This is a genomic window from Nodularia harveyana UHCC-0300 (genome assembly GCF_034931085.1).
GTDB classification, from domain to species: Bacteria; Cyanobacteriota; Cyanobacteriia; order Cyanobacteriales; family Nostocaceae; genus Nodularia; species Nodularia harveyana.
On record NZ_JAYGHG010000004.1, the window covers coordinates 89,447 to 106,283 of the forward strand.

16 protein-coding genes, 1 tRNA gene and 1 pseudogene are annotated in these 16,837 nt (G+C 41.6%); 6 read left to right on the top strand and 12 right to left on the bottom strand.

The genetic code is table 11. The features are described from left to right. Positions 1–117 precede the first annotated feature (117 nt). Entirely contained in the window at positions 118–735 is a 618-nt protein-coding gene (locus VB620_RS04110; RefSeq protein WP_323194997.1) for a J domain-containing protein, read from the bottom strand. Between the two features lie 30 nt (positions 736–765). Here VB620_RS04110 and VB620_RS04115 point away from each other — a divergent pair, with 30 nt between their 5' ends. Continuing rightward, positions 766–1,863: a tocopherol cyclase family protein gene (locus VB620_RS04115; RefSeq protein ID WP_323194872.1), complete on the top strand. Its 1,098-nt coding sequence runs from the start codon at positions 766–768 to the stop codon at positions 1,861–1,863. A 51-nt stretch (positions 1,864–1,914) separates the two neighbouring features. On the opposite strand, the gene VB620_RS04120 is transcribed toward VB620_RS04115, so the two are convergent. Beyond that, positions 1,915–3,090 carry an RNA-guided endonuclease InsQ/TnpB family protein gene (locus VB620_RS04120; RefSeq protein WP_323194998.1) on the bottom strand — a complete coding sequence of 392 codons (1,176 nt, stop codon included), beginning with the start codon at positions 3,088–3,090 and terminating at the stop codon, positions 1,915–1,917. 76 nt (positions 3,091–3,166) lie between these two features. On the opposite strand from VB620_RS04120, the gene tnpA reads away from it, so the two are divergent. The 3 genes from tnpA to VB620_RS04135 all read left to right on the top strand — a co-directional run bounded on the left by tnpA (position 3,167) and on the right by VB620_RS04135 (position 4,641). After that, a complete protein-coding gene (gene tnpA, locus VB620_RS04125; RefSeq protein ID WP_323194873.1) occupies positions 3,167–3,580 on the top strand; it encodes an IS200/IS605 family transposase in 414 nt (137 codons plus the stop codon). Between the two features lie 185 nt (positions 3,581–3,765). After that, positions 3,766–3,839: transfer RNA gene (locus VB620_RS04130), tRNA-Arg, on the top strand. A 274-nt stretch (positions 3,840–4,113) separates the two neighbouring features. Continuing rightward, positions 4,114–4,641 carry a YdcF family protein gene (locus tag VB620_RS04135; RefSeq protein WP_323194874.1) on the top strand — a complete coding sequence of 176 codons (528 nt, stop codon included), beginning with the start codon at positions 4,114–4,116 and terminating at the stop codon, positions 4,639–4,641. A gap of 64 nt (positions 4,642–4,705) precedes the next feature. Here VB620_RS04135 and VB620_RS04140 read toward each other — a convergent pair whose 3' ends face one another. From VB620_RS04140 to VB620_RS04180, 9 genes and pseudogenes are all read right to left on the bottom strand, one after another. After that, positions 4,706–5,002 (bottom strand): DUF2288 domain-containing protein, encoded by a 297-nt coding sequence (locus VB620_RS04140; RefSeq protein WP_323194875.1) that lies wholly within the window; start codon positions 5,000–5,002, stop codon positions 4,706–4,708. Positions 5,003–5,078: 76 nt separating this feature from the next. Beyond that, positions 5,079–5,717 (bottom strand): lysophospholipid acyltransferase family protein, encoded by a 639-nt coding sequence (locus VB620_RS04145; RefSeq protein WP_323194876.1) that lies wholly within the window; start codon positions 5,715–5,717, stop codon positions 5,079–5,081. A 193-nt stretch (positions 5,718–5,910) separates the two neighbouring features. Further along, positions 5,911–6,777, bottom strand: coding sequence for a hypothetical protein (locus tag VB620_RS04150; RefSeq protein WP_323194877.1), 867 nt, complete (start codon positions 6,775–6,777; stop codon positions 5,911–5,913). A 162-nt stretch (positions 6,778–6,939) separates the two neighbouring features. Continuing rightward, complete coding sequence (gene fabD / locus VB620_RS04155) at positions 6,940–7,821, bottom strand: ACP S-malonyltransferase (protein ID WP_323194878.1); 882 nt, start codon at positions 7,819–7,821, stop codon at positions 6,940–6,942. 247 nt (positions 7,822–8,068) lie between these two features. Next, positions 8,069–9,061: a beta-ketoacyl-ACP synthase III gene (locus VB620_RS04160; protein ID WP_323194879.1), complete on the bottom strand. Its 993-nt coding sequence runs from the start codon at positions 9,059–9,061 to the stop codon at positions 8,069–8,071. A gap of 105 nt (positions 9,062–9,166) precedes the next feature. Continuing rightward, positions 9,167–10,192 carry a phosphate acyltransferase PlsX gene (plsX, locus tag VB620_RS04165; RefSeq protein ID WP_323194880.1) on the bottom strand — a complete coding sequence of 342 codons (1,026 nt, stop codon included), beginning with the start codon at positions 10,190–10,192 and terminating at the stop codon, positions 9,167–9,169. Positions 10,193–10,353: 161 nt separating this feature from the next. After that, the gene (locus VB620_RS04170) at positions 10,354–11,829 is read right to left on the bottom strand and encodes a leucyl aminopeptidase (protein ID WP_323194881.1); all 1,476 of its coding nucleotides are present in this window, start codon (positions 11,827–11,829) and stop codon (positions 10,354–10,356) included. A 107-nt stretch (positions 11,830–11,936) separates the two neighbouring features. Beyond that, on the bottom strand, positions 11,937–12,758 hold the full coding sequence (locus VB620_RS04175; protein WP_323194882.1) for an alpha/beta fold hydrolase: 822 nt from the start codon (positions 12,756–12,758) through the stop codon (positions 11,937–11,939). 269 nt (positions 12,759–13,027) lie between these two features. Next, a pseudogene (locus VB620_RS04180) lies at positions 13,028–13,213 on the bottom strand (IS701 family transposase); the annotation flags it as partial. A gap of 495 nt (positions 13,214–13,708) precedes the next feature. Between VB620_RS04180 and VB620_RS04185 the strand changes: the two are divergent. Then, entirely contained in the window at positions 13,709–15,166 is a 1,458-nt protein-coding gene (locus tag VB620_RS04185) for a protein adenylyltransferase SelO (RefSeq protein ID WP_323194883.1), read from the top strand. A gap of 98 nt (positions 15,167–15,264) precedes the next feature. Beyond that, a complete protein-coding gene (locus tag VB620_RS04190) occupies positions 15,265–16,113 on the top strand; it encodes a lysophospholipid acyltransferase family protein (protein ID WP_323194884.1) in 849 nt (282 codons plus the stop codon). Between the two features lie 57 nt (positions 16,114–16,170). Here the strand turns inward: VB620_RS04190 and hxpB are convergent, their stop codons facing one another. Continuing rightward, a complete protein-coding gene (hxpB, locus tag VB620_RS04195; RefSeq protein WP_323194885.1) occupies positions 16,171–16,833 on the bottom strand; it encodes a hexitol phosphatase HxpB in 663 nt (220 codons plus the stop codon). Between the last annotated feature and the right edge of the window lie 4 nt (positions 16,834–16,837).

Below are 16,837 nucleotides of genomic sequence, written 5' to 3' on the forward strand. Positions count from 1 at the left end.
ATAAATATCTTCAATTGTTTCCTTGCTTTGGCTGTAAATTATGGCTTGATAGGGAGTTAGCAATGAGTGAATTAAATTTGCAGAGAATATATATTCTCTACTTTAAGATTACACATTCTAGTGCGATCGCCTGTTCATCCTCAACAGCCTTTTAATTTGCTGACACCATCTGGATAAAAGGGATTTACGCTTAAAGACAGGTCTGGATGACCTTGACCATCGGGAATATCTCGCACCAGAATAAATATTTTCATAGCTGACTCCCCTTTCTAAGGATTCGGCTTTATTTAAATCAGAACTCGCTCGATATTCAAATCCCAGTTGATCACAAACGAAGCCCCGATATTTGTATGCTTCCACATAATTAGGATTTAGACGAATGGCTTTGGTGAAATCTGCGATCGCCTCCTCATATTTTCCCTGGCTAGCATTCTCCACTCCCCAATTATAAAAAGTCTCCGCATCCCAGCGCTTCACAGAGATATTTACTTGATTACTGGCGGTATTTTCTGGCTCAGTCACAGTATGGGGCAGTTCCGACTTGAGTTTGTTGTAAGCTATATTGATATCTTTAATTTTCTCCTCTGCTTCCTGTTTCTGCTGTGGGTCAGAAAAGCGGTCAGGATGCCAAATTTTCACCAACTTACGGTAAGCTTGCTTCACCTGTTCTGGTGATGCACCCGGTGTAAGTCCTAAAATTTTATAAGCATCATTTATCTCAAGGCGATCGCGCATACTCCCAGAAATAGGCAACAATATAGATATATGTTAACTATTCCCGTAAAATTTCCTCATTTAACCCAAACCCCTCATAGTGGATACCATTGGGATGGTAGTAGTCGCCGCTTCTTCGAAGGTTGGTATTATCGCGTAACTTTACCCGATTGTGGTCAAACCTTCGCCTTCATGTACTCCATCGAAGACCCCATTGGTAGTAAATCCTATAGCGGTGGTGCAGCCCAAGTCCTGGGGGTAAATGACGAATATATATGTCGGACCTTTCCTGATGTCCAAAAATTCTGGGGTAGTAAAGACGTTCTTGCATTAGGTCATTGGGGTAAAACCCACCTCAAAACCCCTCCTCAATACCTTATTCCCAGCGAGTTTGAAGATCATATTCAAGAAGGCTATCAAGCTACAGCCACTTTAAATCAGGGAGAGATTCATGATCCCGCAACTGGTAATTATTGCCGTTGGCGATACGAAATCCAACCCATCTACTATTGGGGAAATCAAAATAGTCTTCAACAATCAACCGCCGGTTGGCTATCATCGTTACAGATTTTTGAACCTGGTTGGCAAATTTTAATGGCTCACGGTTCAGCCAGTGGTTGGATTGATTGGAATGGTAAAATTTATGAATTTACCAACGCTCCCGCTTACGGAGAAAAGAATTGGGGCGGTGCTTTTCCCCAAAAATGGTTTTGGTTAAATTGTAATAGCTTTGATGGCGAACCTGATTTAGCCTTAACTGCTGGTGGTGGTAGGCGCGGTGTTCTGTGGTGGATGGAATCTGTGGCTATGATTGGCTTGCATTATCAAGGTAAGTTTTATGAATTTGTTCCTTGGAATGCCAAAGTAGAATGGAATATTCAGCCCTGGGGTAGATGGCAAATGTGGGCTAGAAACTCAGATTATGAGATTGAATTAACCGGAACTACTAATTTACCGGGTACACCCCTGCGTGCGCCAACAGCCAATGGTTTATTATTTTGTTGTCGGGATACCATGCAAGGAAAGTTAAATTTGGAATTACGAAAATTAACTAATAGTAAATCTCAGACAATCCTGAAAGCACAAAGCTCTGTTTGTGGTTTAGAAATCGGTGGCGGTTCTTGGGATAATTCTTGGTACTCTAGGTGACATACTCCACACACTCCCCTTCAGGTGAGTGTGGGCTTCTCAACGACTCCTCTATGAAGACATTAGTTGAGCTTTAAGACCGTGTGTCCCACGGTTCTTGATATTTATAGCCGCATTCAAATCTCTGCACAAACTCGCATGACATACATGACAGTTGTGCATTCTTTGAGATAGCGGCTTTTTAATTTTGTGACCACAACTAGAGCATTCTTGGCTTGTCCCGCTTGGGTTTACAGCGATTACTTTCAAACCAGCATTTTCGGCTTTGTTTGAAAGAATCGCTATAAATTGTCCCCAACCAGAATCATGAATACTTTTTGCCAACCATGTTCTAGCGAGTCCTTTTATATTCAACTTCTCTACAGCAATCACATCGTACTTTTTTAGTAGATTGTTTGCAGTCTTAAAGTGGAAATCTTTGCGGGTATCTGATACTTTCTTGTGTTGAATACCCAGGTTTTTAATCACTTTTTTACGACGATTAGACCCTTTTTTTCTACGAGAAACGCGACGTTGCGCGGATTTTAATTTACGTTCAGCCTTACGCAGAAACTTAGGGGCTGCAATCCTTCCATCGTCCGATGTAACAATAAAATCAATTAGTCCTACATCAATACCAACAATATTATTAGCATTAAAATCAGGCTTAACGGATGGAACTGTTTTATCATCAAGGCTTAGAGTTGTATAATATCCGTCTGCTTTTTTGGTGACAGACACAGTTTTAATATCAAACCCATCGGGTATTTGACGATGAACAATTACTTTTACATCACCTATTTTTGAAAGCGTTATTTTGTTGTCAGCAAAATAATGTATCTTAAATTGAGGATATATAAATGTTTTATATTGCCCCGCACCTTTAAATCTAGGTCTGCCCGATTTTTTGCCATTAACATCACCTTTCAGCCATCGGTCAAAGGCTAATTCAACTTTTCTAGGAACTTCTTGTAGCACCTGAGAATGAATACATTTGTACCAAGGACGGTCTTTTTTAAGTTGAGTTAATGATGCTTTTTGGCTGTAATAATTTGGCTTATCCTTGAGTTCTGGTAAATGACAAACGAAAATGGAACACCTATCAATAGGAGAACGGTTTTGTTCATACCAATTAAACCGTTGAGCAAGCAAATAATTATATTGATAACGCAATTTTTCTAGCGTTTCGTCAATCTTTTCTGCCTGTTCTTTCGTCGGCTTAATTTTGTATTGGTATGATATCCGCACCTGATTTTTGCTTTTTTCTGGTGTTGGTGTTGCTGTTTTAGCATACACTAACTATAATAGATATGCCAATAAGCTTGTGAAAAATGATTTTGTATCGAAAGGAAGGTCGGTCAGCGATTTAAAAGTACATCTAGTTTTGACGACAAAATATAGACGCAAAGCCTTGACTGGAGAGATGTTGCAGCGACTTCATCTTATCTTAGAGGAACTATTAGTAAAATGGGACTGCAAGCTTGTGGAGTTCAATGGAGAGGAAGATCATATTCATTGCTTATTTCAGTACCACCCGGACTTAGAATTAAGCAAACTGATAAATAATCTTAAATCAGTTTCTTCTAGAAAATTACGCCAAGAATTTTCAGAGCATCTAGCAAAAATTTATTGGAAAGATGTTTTTTGGAACGGATCTTATTTTGTAGCTAGTTGTGGTGGGATAACTATTTCAACGTTACGAAAATATATTGAAAATCAAAATTCACCGGAAGAATAAGGAAATGCTCGTTTCCTCCGTGTCTCCCTTCCTCGCTGTCTCATTGGTCGGGAGACTGTCGTCAACTCACGCGCAATTCATCTCATCACTTACCACGATAGTGCTAAGTCAGAGGCTTCTTGCTGTTTAAGCTAAAACTATTGCTATCATAGTAACTGCCATCTGCTAGAATAAGACTTATAATTGGGGCTGTAGCTCAGATGGATAGAGCGAGCGCCTCCTAAGCGCTAGGTCGCCGGTTCGAGCCTGGCCAGTCCCGTTATCAGAACAAAAGTCTATAAACAGGGGAGTTGGAATAGTTATTGAATGTTCCGGCTCCAAGTCTATGTACAGGGTCAATTTCTATATCTCCTGTTAATAAGTGTTTGACCATGTATTAAATAAAAGTATTCTGGATATTAAACTGGATTTTTCCAAAATCTGCTAACCTACATACTTGCTAATCTTTTTTCTGATGGAATCCTGGACTCAACAGAATAAATTATAGAGCCTTGAAGAACCATAGATTATTTATAGGTCATTCATTTCGATTTATGGTTTTCGCCCTACCTCTATTTGTTTGGTTGGGATACCAAGAATCGAAAATTGAAAAGGTACCACCCCAAGCAGTGTTAGTATTGGGTGGTTCTACGACGCGTTTAGAACGAGAAAAGTTCACTGCCAATTTTGCCAGGGAACATCCAAGTTTACCGATTTGGATTTCTGGTGGTAGTCCACCGCAATCAACTCAGAGTGTCTTTGCTAAAGCTGGAGTTGATCCGAAAAGATTATATTTGGATTATCAAGCAGTAGATACTGTTACTAATTTTACTACATTAGTAGATGAGTTACAAGCTAAAGGTATTAAGAGTGTTTACTTAATTACTTCGGAGTTCCATATGCCTCGCGCCCGTGTGATTGGGGAGATAGTTTTCGGAAGTCGAGGTATTCAATTAAAACCTGTGGTAGTACCTTCCCAAAATATGCGTGAACCTGTCGATAAATCTATCCGTGATGGAGCGAGGGCTTTAATGTGGGTGGCGACTGGTTATACTGGTGCAGAACATCTCAAAAAACGGTGAATGGGGGGGGATTTGGATAGATGGAGATCCACCCAAATATTCCCAGAATTGCTGTGATATTTTCTTATACTGTCATTTCTTGGATGAGAACATAGGGCTGAATAATCAAAGTTTGAAATCGCTTTGTGCGATCGCTATTCCACATTCCCATTTGTGTAGTTGAAGGTTTAGCTATTAATTGCTCATTCATCCATTGTTGCACAGATGACACTTGATTACTGGCGATCGCCACTCCCACATCCAGCAAATCTAAACTCTGGGCGACGACAATCACCGCATCCCGTTGTACAACGTGAGGAATTAGCCAATCCCACTCAGCTTCATCTAGATTTTCTGTGAGTTCTGTTCTTAAATCCGACATAATTCCCCGTCTTGATGATTCTACCGCCGATTTTACCTTAATTTATGCTTTGACTCAGGGGGCGATCGCCATGCTTCTAACGTCCTAAATCATGTAACTCATTAATTGCTGTCGCACACTGTTGGGTAACAGCTTGTAATTCTTCCTTATTAGTCGAACTGGGTGCATCAATTAACTTACCAATGCGAATAGTTAAAGGAACAGCACAAGGGATAGCCGAACCTGCTTGTAATATCTTGTCAGAACCCCATAAACTCACGGGTAAGAATGGTGCTTTCGCCTTCGCAGCTAGTAATGCAGCCCCTCGTTTAGGATCTGTAATTTTACCATCGGGAGTACGAGTACCTTCTAAAAAAACACCTACAGCCCAGCCATTATCAAGATACTCTAGGGCGGAACGGATAGAATTGCGATCGCCACTACCCCGACTCACTGGATAAGCACCATACAATTTAATTGCTTGCGCCAAAACCGGGACTTCAAACAATTCTTCCTTCGCCATGTAAGCCACTGGACGACGTACACAATTAGAGACAATGGGTGGATCAAAGTAACTAGCATGATTACTCACTACCACTAGCGGCCCTGATTGGGGGACATTTTCCACCCCATAAATGCGCCCCCGAAAGTAAGCATGAAGCATAGGGCTGACAATAGACCACTTAAAAGCGTGGTAAAGTGCCAGACTGATTAAAGGTTCGCGTTCTCTGGTCACGGAAGATAATTCAACTAAGATTCAAATTTAGCATAAGCCATTGCGATCGCTTTTAGTCATTCAGGAGAGTTAGATTTAGCTTATTTACAGACTATTCAGGTGCGACAATAACATCTTGTACGCTAGTGGCTCAGTTGCATCTTTGTATCACTGTTCAGTTCTAAACAACATCCCGCCAATCCCATGACTATATCTACTTAATATTGGCTAATTCAGGAAGTGCATCAAAATTGACAGGTATTTTGAGCATCTCTAGGACTTCCAGGAATAGATGAGGGTTGTCAATGGAACGAATATACACAGTTCTACTACCCCAATGTCGCCAGTTCTTGTTATCCTTAAATTCTGGCTTAGGTTCAAGTTCAAATCCATCACCATCAGAATCCAGATAAAATCTCAACTCTTTAATCTGATTAATAGGATAGAATGATTTCTGATTCGTTCTAATCCCTTGATCACTAACTTTGAATCCCTGAAAATCAACCTCTTTACCACTTTGCAAGTCTGCCATGATTTGAGGCATCAATCTGGATTTGAATAATTTTCCAATCAATTTAAATAAGACCAGTGACTTAGAACTACAACCTGCCACATCAGCATAAATACCAAAAGGCGGCATTTTTTGACGCTTTCCCATATAATATTGATAGCTGATAATGTGAGTATAACTGGTCGGTTTACCATTCACATAGGTCGCAGATTCGCTACCGGAAATTCTGATATACTTAATATCTTCATATCTACAATGAATCTCTTGCTCTCGTCGGAAAAAACCTAACTTTATCTGATAAAAACCATGCTCAAAAGCAACAATTCTCTCAGCATATTTTAGTTTAGAAGAAACAAAAAACATCCAGAAAACCAGGACTAAAAATACACCAAACGTAATTTGCAGAGTTAATGTATTTTGTAGTTTGCCTGAAGGTGATAACAAATTGAGTGAATTTAAGGGTTTGAGATTCAATAATTCCCAGATATTGCTAAGTCCCTCAATGAGCGACGAAAAAAGCCCTATCAGAAAAGCACTCATAAAAGTGGCAAATGTCAAACTAATGATCACTGTCCCCACCAATTCATTACGTGCAAAATAATTTTTGCACGGGATTTCATCAATTTTGAGAAACTTGCCAAATTGATATTTCAGAGCTATTTCTCTTTCATGATCAGACAACTGTGTATGCATAAGGTTGACTCTCCTTTGCTCATGATTTAGCTTGAAAAACTAAACTGGCAATTCAGCAGCATTACGCACATTTTTTAAACTTAAATCCGGGGTAGTGCGTTTAATTAAATTAGTTAGCACATTACCAGGGCCAATTTCCATTACTTGCTCAACACCTTGTGTTGCTAATTCCAGAGAAATTTCTCGCCAGCGTACCGAGCCTGTCATTTGTTGGCTGAGACGCTGCTTGATGATCTGAGAATCAGTAGATGGAATCGGATCTACATTAGATAATATTGGTAAAACAGCCGGCTGAAATTCTACTAATTCTAGAACGTCTTGGAACTCCGCCGCCGCAGCTGCCATTAAGGGTGAGTGAAATGCCCCAGAGGTTTTTAGGGGTATAGCGCGTTTAGCTTTCACCTGCGACATAACTAAGCGTACAGCCTCTGGAGTTCCAGAAATCACCACCTGAGCCGGACTGTTATCATTAGCCAAAACTACATCTGGTGTTTCCGCAAGAATTACTTCTAACTGTTCGCGGTCAAAGTTCATCAGAGCAGTCATCATACCACCTGCGGTACTATCCATGAGTTCAGCACGACGCTTGACTAAGCGTAATCCAGCCGACCACTCAAATACACCTGCAACATACAGGGCAATATATTCACCTAAACTGTGACCAGCAACTACATCTGGTTTGTGTCCCCGTTCCCGGAGGATATCAGCTAGGATACTTTCTACTACATAAAGACTTGGTTGTGTGTAGAGCGTCTGTGATAACTTTTCTTCTTCGTGTTGGCATAAGTCCGTTACAGACCAGCCCAAAATTGCTTCGGCTTCAGCAAATTTCTGTTTAGCGGTAGGTATATCTAGTAAATCAATTCCCATTCCCAAGGCTTGAGAACCTTGTCCGGGAAACACCCATGCAGTTTTAGTCATTTGTCATTTGTCATTTGTCATTGGTCGTTAGTCATTGGTCATTGGGTATCGGGGATTGAGATGGAAAATTTGGCGTTGCTGATTGAGAGTATGAATTTGTCTCACGCAAAGGCGCAAAGGCGCAAAGGTACGAAGAACAAGAATGGTAATTTTGGCATTTCATACTTTGATTCAGCAACGCCGAAAATTTTCTTCCCCCCTGCACCCTGCACCCTGCTCCCCTGCCTCTTATCTTCTCCCCTGCCTCTTATCTTCCCCATTTAAAGATAGCTGCGCCCCAAGTGAGTCCAGCACCAAAGCCAGATGCAGCGATGATTTCATTAGGTTTAATTTTGCCTTGCCGCACGGCTTCATCTAGGGCTAGGGGAATAGATGCGGCGGAGGTATTACCATAATTGGCAAGATTACTAATTACTTTTTCTTCGGGAATATTTAGGCGTTGAGCAACGGCATTCAGAATGCGCTGATTGGCTTGGTGCAATAGTAACCAATCTATTTGGTCAACAGTGAGATTAGCTTGAAATAAAGCTTTATCAATAATTTCTGGGACTTTTTGCACAGCAAAGCGGTAGACTTCTTTGCCGTTCATGGTGATGGGTTGGTAAGTGCCTTTAGTGACTTTGACGTTGGGGAGTAATTCTTGGGAAGAGGGGGCATAGGCAAGGTTAAGGTAGCGGTTTTGTGTACCATCGCTTTTGAGGGAAAATCCTAATAGGCGATCGCTTTGATTGGCTTGCAATACTACTGCTCCAGCACCGTCACCGAACAAGACACAAGTCCGTCGGTCTTCCCAATCTACCCAGCGCGAGAGGATATCGGCCCCAATTAACAGTACATTTTGATAAACACCTGTTTTGATATATTGGGCAGCAGTGACTAGTCCAAATACAAACCCAGAGCAAGCGGCTGTCAAATCAAAGGCTACGGCGTTAGTTGCGCCTAATTCTGCCTGAACTTGACAAGCACTGCCAAATAAGTCGTCAGGGGTGGATGTGGCTAGTAAAATCAAGTCGAGGTCTGTCGCTTTAATTCCCGCCGCCGCGATCGCCTGACTACCAGCATCAGCAGCGAGGCTACTCACTGACTCAGTTGGCAAGGCTAAACACCGTTGACTAATTCCTGTTCTTGAGGTAATCCACTCATCCGAAGTTTCCACCAGTTCAGTCAGTTCCTGGTTACTGAGGTGAGTTTTTGGTACTGCCGAACCGCTTCCTGTAATTGCTATGCCTAAGTTTTCCACTCCTCGTCTCCCAAGCTATAAGCCTTTTAGTCATGAGTCATTAGTCTTTTCCTATTGACCAATGACTCCTTTCCAGCTATTGATCGCTAGTTTTGTGACTAACTTCTAAGTTGTTTCCTGCTGTAGAATTTCATACTGGGACTGAAGTCTTTGCAGCACCTGATTATCTACAGCTTCCTTTGCCATGCGAATGGCATTAAAAATAGAAGGAGCTTGAGAGCTACCGTGGCCAATAAAACAGACTCCGGCTACCCCTAAAAGCAAAGCACCACCATGTTCGGCGTGATCCATTCTCTGTTTAACTCGCTTCAGGTTAGGTTTTAAAATTGCCGTACCAATTTGACCTTGCAATCCTTGGGGTAATTCTTCTCGCAATATTTGCAGAATTACTTCTCCTACTGCTTCGGCAAATTTTAATAACACATTACCTACAAATCCATCACAGACAATCACATCAAAGTTACCGGAAAGGACATCACGCCCTTCTGCATTACCAATAAAATTAATTTGGGAATTTTCTCTGAGTAACTGATGGGCGCGTAGAGCTACTTCATTGCCCTTGGTGTCTTCTTCACCAATATTCAACAAACCTACTTCAGGTTTAGGAATACCTAATACATACTGGCTATAAGTTGACCCCATAACAGCGAACTGTTCTAAGAACTTAGGGCGGCAGTCAACATTAGCACCAACATCAAGTATCAGTACTGGTTTACCAGCTTTGACTGTTGGAAAAACCGTGCCAATGGCTGGGCGGTCAATTCCTGGCAATCGTCCGAGACGAAGCAAAGCTGATGCCATAGCTGCCCCAGAGTGTCCCGCAGAAAAGACAGCATCTGCCTGTTTTTGTTTGACTAAATCCATCGCCACATTAATCGAAGCCTTGCGTTTGCGTCTGACGGCATTCAAAGGCTCCTCATCCATTGCGATCGCTTCCTCCGCAGGAACGATCTCTACCCGCTCCAAATTAGTTTTTGGGGGCAGGGCAGCTGCGATTTGTTGGGGATCACCAACTAATAATACTTTTACACCCAATTCTTCACTAGCGCGTAGTGCGCCGGCAACGATTTCACCGGGTGCATGATCCCCTCCCATTGCGTCAATTGCTATCCGTACACCAGTCGATCCCATTGCTTAGAGCTACTAGAAACCTTACAAATTTTACCAGATGGCTTTGCTCAAAAACCGGAAGTTTGTGACTACCGTATTATTTAGGTCGTTATTACTACTTTAGGGGATTGGGTACTGGGGACTAAAAATCTTTCCCCCCTGCTCCCCTGCTTCTTCTTTCCCTACTGTGCTAAGACCCAATTAACTAGGGTCCGCACGCCGTAACCTGTAGCCCCGGCGCTGTTGTAACCGTTGTCTTTATCTGCCCACACTGGGCCAGCAACGTCTAAGTGCGCCCAAGGGGTGTCTTTAACAAACTGCTTGAGGAAAAGTGACGCAGTAATGGAACCACCAGGACGCGGCCCGGTGTTTTTCATGTCGGCAATCCCAGATTTCAGTCCTTCAAAATATTTTTCTTCCATTGGCATCCGCCATATTTTTTCACCAGCGCTTTCGGCAGCTTGTTCGATCTGGGAGGCTATGGCATCGTCGGGAGTAAATAAGCCGCCAATATCTTCACCCAAAGCCACAACACAAGCACCTGTGAGGGTGGCTAAGTCAACGATCGCATCTACTCCCAATTTGTCTGCATATACTAAGGCATCGGCTAAGGTCAAACGCCCTTCAGCATCGGTGTTGTTAACTTCTATGGTTTTGCCGTTGGATGCTTTGAGGATGTCTCCTGGGTGCATGGCGTGACCGCTAATCATGTTTTCCGTGGCGGCGGAAATGAAATGAACTTCCACATCTGGCTTAATTTGGGCAATGGCTTTGGCTGCACCAAAGGTCGCACCAGCACCACCCATATCAATTTTCATGATTTCGATACCGCTACCAGCACCTTTAATATTGAGTCCGCCGGAATCGAAGGTTAAACCTTTACCAATAATTGCTAGTTTGCGTTTGGCTGTACCTTGGGGTTTGTATGTGAGATGAATGAATTTTGGTGGCAATTCTGAAGCTTGAGCAACTCCCAGAAAAGCTCCCATACCCAATTTTTCGCAGTCTTCCCGTTCTAAAATTTGTAGTTGTAAGCCGTGTTCAGTGGCGATCGCCTGGGCTGTTTCTGCCAAGGTAATGGGTGTAACTTCATTGGCTGGTGCTGCTACCAATTCTCTGGCTAAGTTTACTCCCGACACGATTTGATCAGCGCGGGTAATGGCGGCTTCCTGTCCACTTAACCCCAGTAAATCTATGGTTTCAATTTTTATGCCTTTATCTTCTGGCTCAGATTTAAAGCGGTTGTCTTGAAAAAGTGCTAGTTGTGTACCTTCGGCGATCGCCTGAGCCGTTGCTGCTGAGTCGTTATTCCACAATGGAAAACTCAAGCCCAGATTTTTGCTTTTTTGCTTTTTTGCCACCCTAGCCACAGCCGCCGCCGCCCGTCGTAGGGTTTCTGCTTTCAGAGCTTCTGCTTTTCCCAAACCCACTAAAATTACTTTCCTGATAGAGCTACTACCAGTAACACGAGTAAAAATAGTGCTGTAGGCTTTGGCGGTAAATTCTTCTTCAGCAATCAGTTCTTTTAAAACGCCGGCAAACAGCTGATCTAATTTGGCTAGGTCACCAGTTAACGCTACTGCATCTTCAAATAATCCCAGGGCTAAAGTATCCCCTGTCCAGTTTAATAGTGGCGCGTCACTAGGTTGAATTTTCATTTTGTGATTTTATTTAAGTTTTGCTGCTTGTACCAGTATTACTTAAAATTCAATTTTGGCTCACACATCCCTAGTTTTTACTTCTGAGACTTACTCGGAAGCGGCACTCAGGTTAAGCCTACTCCCTGCTGGGATTTGATCTGATGTTCTTCTACAAAATTTTGCTCTTGTAAGATTTCATAGAGATCGATCTGATTTTCTAGTAAACAGGCGTGTCCACTTTCAGGTAATATAGCCACCTGGGGATTAGGTAAAATATTTACCAAGCGTTTAGCCTCGTTTACGGAGGGTAATAGGCGATCGCCAGCACCAGCAATGAGTAAAACTGCTTGGTTTAGCTGTCTTAACTGCGCTTCAGTTACACTAAATTCTTTCAGTAGAGACAATCGCCAGTTGACTGTAGCCGGGGGTACAGAACGCATAGCTTTCAGCAGTTCATGGCGCAGGTGGCGAGGAATACGTGATAACGAGCCTAGAAAGGGTAATAAACCGAGTGCGCCTACCTCATAAAAGTATTCTGGAACGAAGTTAGTCAGTTGGGATGTCCAGGTCAACCAAGGACGCAGCTGAAAGGCTGATGCTGGGTTAATTAATATAACTCGCTTAAATAACTGTGGTGCTTGGGTTGCTACTTTCATCGCCAAACAACCTCCAAATGACTCACCACAGAGATAAACTGGTCTTTGAGAGGTTTTTTCTAATTCCCCATGAATCAAGTCTAAGACGTTATTGCTTAAGACATCCCAGTTACTGAGGTCTTGTCTGGGGATCGCTAAACACCTGACATCAAAGCCGACTTCTAAACCCGCAGTTTGCGATCGCAATAATTCACCAGTGCCATCCAATCCTGGTAAATAGACAAACAACGGATGCTCTAGTTGCACTTGATTAGGAATCAGGAAACAAGGCTTTAACTCAACTTTTGGCATGGGTAAATTTAAATTTAACTTTTTGGTTTTATGATAAAATCATAACCTGTGTAGTAAAAACCACATTGAATATAACCTAAACAATTAAGATTAACTCAATTCCCCAAAAAGTATGACTTTATCAGCTAGTCATATATAGAAACACCAATTCAAAAATATTCATTAAAAAAATTGGGGAGCATCCCAGTTCGGCAGAAATATTAGATAGCAAGTAAACCATTGAGGTAAGCACAACGGACAGACAAGAGATGATTAACATCTTCAACTTTCTTTTTACCTTTTTTCCTATCTCCTGTTTCATCTATTACTAACGTGATTGCTTGACCATCTAATTTTTTCTTTAACTTATTTAATCTTTGTTGTTTTAACGTATTTAGTAAATGTGCCGAATTTATCCTCACTACTTCCTGTAGGGATACTTGTGGATGTGCTTGTTTTTCTGGGGTCATGAGGAGAATAACCTACTTGCTTGGGTTTTCTTTTTTATTCTCCCATTACTCGTATATCTTCCAAAGTGGGATGCTCTCAGTCTTAAGAGGTTGTTTTAAAAGTGTTCGGCTGTGATTTTAGGCACTTAATTATCCCTGATAAAGGAGGATTTAGAGGGATCTAGAATGTTTTGTTACCGACAATAAGACTTTTCAAACATTCTCTAACTAAATGGTCTCATGATTAACATTTTCAATGTAACTAATCTACAATAGAAATGCCATGATAAATATCAATACTTCTGTTTTATACATAATTCAAACAACATTATTCTTGCTTAAATAATTGATTGTCAAAAATCAGCAAATATGCAGTAGCAATCCCTAAATTTAAGATAATAACTTCTATGATCAAATCAAAATATTAAATTTAACAGCTAAAGACAAATTCATATTGATAGTCATACACTTCACACTGGCTGCGGTAGGATAAAAGATAGAATCAATGAGCATTTCTCCTTTATGAATTTAGCCGAAACTTCCCACAACGAAAATTCTGACCATCCCTTTCTCACCCTCAACTACGAACCAGCATTAGAGTCTTTAGGTAATGATTACCACGACGAAGTGATAGCGGCGGATTTTCCCCAACATATTTTACGGTGGCGCAATGATGCACTACTACCGCGTTTAGGACTAGACCCTCAAGCAGTAACAGATGAAGATTTTATCACCGCCTTTGGTAAATTTCACGGACGCAAACCATTATTAGCACTACGTTACCACGGCTACCAGTTCGGGACATATAACCCCAATTTGGGTGATGGTAGAGGCTTTCTCTACGGACAAGTCCGCGCCACGGATGGCGAATTGTACGACTTTGGTACTAAAGGTTCCGGTAAAACACCCTACTCCCGTGGTGGTGATGGAATGCTGACCCTTAAAGGCGGAATGCGAGAAGTTTTAGCAGCAGAAGCATTACACCAATTAGGTGTACGTACCTCTCGCTGTTTGACAATGATTGAAACTGGTTTATCCCTATGGCGTGGTGATGAACCTTCACCGACTCGCTCATGTGTAATGGTGAGGATGAACAGTTCCCATATACGTTTTGGCACTTTTGAACGCCTACATTATTTGCAGCGACCAGATTTAAGCAAGAAACTCTTAGATCACGTAATTGAATATTATTATCCTCATTTAATGGGCAAAGAAAATCAATATGTTTTATTTTATGCAGAATTAGTCAAACGGGTAGCAGAACTAGTAGCGCAGTGGATGGCGGCTGGCTTTTGTCATGCAGTTCTGAATACTGACAATATGTCAATTACGGGGGAAAGTTTTGACTATGGCCCTTATGCTTTTATTCCTACTTATGACCCATATTTTACAGCTGCATATTTTGACTACTATAGACGCTACTGTTATAGTCATCAACCTAGTATTTGTCAGTTAAATTTAGAATTACTCCAGGAACCATTAAAGGCAATTATTGACAAGGGAGAAATGGATTCTGCATTAACAAAATTCAATGGTTATTACCAAGCTGAATACCGGAGATTAATGTGGAAAAAACTGGGCTTTGAAAAGTTAGATTTTCCAGAAGCAAATCAGCTATTAGATTTAACTATTGAATTTTTACAAGAAAGCCAAATTGGTTATCATCTGTTTTTCTCTGAAATAGCGCGAACTTTTTCGACTAAATGGCGAGAGGATTCGACTCTGGTACTAAACGGGGCGGATATTATGCCAACATCAGGTGCATCTAATATTTTGAATAATTGGTGTGTAATATATCATCAAATTCTCAATAATTTTGCACCAGAACAGATGGCTGTAATTGCCCAAACTCTAATCAAGAGTAATCCCCAAACAGTATTATTAAGACCAATCATTGAATCAGTTTGGGAACCCATTGCTCAAGAAGATAATTGGCAACCTTTTAATGATTTAGTTAAAAAAATTCAATCTCAAAAGTAGATGTAAAAATATAGTATAATTGAAGCAAATATACTAAATAAATCTGACTCTAATCAGAGCAATAATCGAATTTGAACTAATTCAATCAACACGCCTAGATGTTAGAAGCGAAAGATAAAATTGAAAATAAACTTGGTTGGTCTTTGGATGCGCGAGATCCAAAGTTTATTGAATTATTGATGCCCTTATTGAGCTTTTTCTATCATTACTATTTTCGAGTTCAAACTAGTGGTTGGCATCATATTTCACCCCAAGAAAAAGTTCTGTTTGTTGGTTCTCATAACGGAGGGCTGGCGGCTCCTGATATGTCGATGATGATGTATGACTGGTTCCGCAAATTTGGCTTAGAGAGACCTATTTACGGTCTGATGCATCCTACAGTTTGGGAAGTGGCTCCAGACATAGCAAAAATAGCTGCTAAGACTGGAGCAGTTATTGCTCATCCGAAAATGGCTTACACGGCGTTGCGTTCTGGGGCTAGTGTACTGGTGTATCCTGGGGGAGCAGAGGATGTGTTTCGACCGCATCATTTACGGAATACAATTTATTTTGCTGGAAGACAAGGATTTATTAAGCTGGCGCTACGAGAAAATGTCCCGATTGTCCCGGTGATTTCTGCTGGCGCTCACGATACTCTAATTGTGTTGACTGATTTGTATAAAGTTTTACAACAATTCCATGAATGGGGAATGCCGTGGTTGTTTGGCATTGATCCGGTGGTCTTTCCTATTTATCTGGGATTACCTTGGGGATTAGGAATTGGACCGCTTCCGAATTTCCCATTACCAATACCCATGCAAACACAGGTGTGTAAACCTATTGTATTTGAACGCTACGGACGGGAGGCGGCGAGCGATCGCCAATATGTGAATGAATGTTATGAATTAGTTGTCAGTGAAATGCAGCAAGAGTTAGACCAATTAGTTAAACTCGGTGCTAAGGTCTGATTAAGAAAAGTTTAGGTTGGTTTTTGGTGAAAATAGACAGACTAGATATTAGGGAGATTAGGAGATAAACTCCTTCAGCCACGATTCGTTGATTTGTTCCAGTGAATCTAGCTTGACATCTGCGATCGCAAATCGAGGATCTTCCCGTTCTGCTGGTGCTGGGACAGCAATACATCGCATAGAAGCAGCTTTGGCGCTGATGATACCAGTAATTGAGTCTTCAAATGCCACACACTTTTTCGGCTGTACACCAAGACGATGGGCAGTAGTCAGATACACTGCTGGATGAGGCTTGCCAAATTCCTCTGTCTGAGCCGAACTGACAACATCGAATGTGTCTTGCAAACCTAGCTTATTTAGCACTGCTTCTATGAGACGCATTGACGATGAGGTAGCCAATGCCAATGGTAAGTGCATCTGCTGACACAGTTGTACTATTTCAACTGCACCAGGTTGGGGTTCTCCGATGGTCGTCACCAGTTCGCTGACACCATTAACAATCTGTTCAGCAACTTCAGACTGATTCGTAGGTGTCCCAGGAAATTTTGCACACCAATAGCTGACGACTTCATCAATTCGCAAACCCATTGTTTGATGGCACATACTTTCTTCTAGCGGTATTCCCAGGGCATTAAATACCTCTACTGCCGCTCTGCGCCAAAAAGGTTCGCTGTTGATCAACAAACCGTCCATATCAAAGATAATTGCCGAGTCTATCATCTCC

Bases quoted from the DNA above. Each gene is read 5' to 3' on its own strand.
- VB620_RS04140 (WP_323194875.1), bottom strand. From the start codon at position 5,002: ATGTCGGATTTAAGAACAGAACTCACAGAAAATCTAGATGAAGCTGAG.
- VB620_RS04185 (WP_323194883.1), top strand. From the start codon at position 13,709: ATGAATTTAGCCGAAACTTCCCACAACGAAAATTCTGACCATCCCTTT.
- VB620_RS04115 (WP_323194872.1), top strand. From the start codon at position 766: ATGTTAACTATTCCCGTAAAATTTCCTCATTTAACCCAAACCCCTCAT.
- fabD (WP_323194878.1), bottom strand. From the start codon at position 7,821: ATGACTAAAACTGCATGGGTGTTTCCCGGACAAGGTTCTCAAGCCTTG.
- VB620_RS04175 (WP_323194882.1), bottom strand. From the start codon at position 12,758: ATGCCAAAAGTTGAGTTAAAGCCTTGTTTCCTGATTCCTAATCAAGTG.
- VB620_RS04190 (WP_323194884.1), top strand. From the start codon at position 15,265: ATGTTAGAAGCGAAAGATAAAATTGAAAATAAACTTGGTTGGTCTTTG.
- VB620_RS04110 (WP_323194997.1), bottom strand. From the start codon at position 735: ATGCGCGATCGCCTTGAGATAAATGATGCTTATAAAATTTTAGGACTT.
- plsX (WP_323194880.1), bottom strand. From the start codon at position 10,192: ATGGGATCGACTGGTGTACGGATAGCAATTGACGCAATGGGAGGGGAT.
- VB620_RS04135 (WP_323194874.1), top strand. From the start codon at position 4,114: ATGGTTTTCGCCCTACCTCTATTTGTTTGGTTGGGATACCAAGAATCG.
- hxpB (WP_323194885.1), bottom strand. From the start codon at position 16,833: ATGATAGACTCGGCAATTATCTTTGATATGGACGGTTTGTTGATCAAC.
- VB620_RS04170 (WP_323194881.1), bottom strand. From the start codon at position 11,829: ATGAAAATTCAACCTAGTGACGCGCCACTATTAAACTGGACAGGGGAT.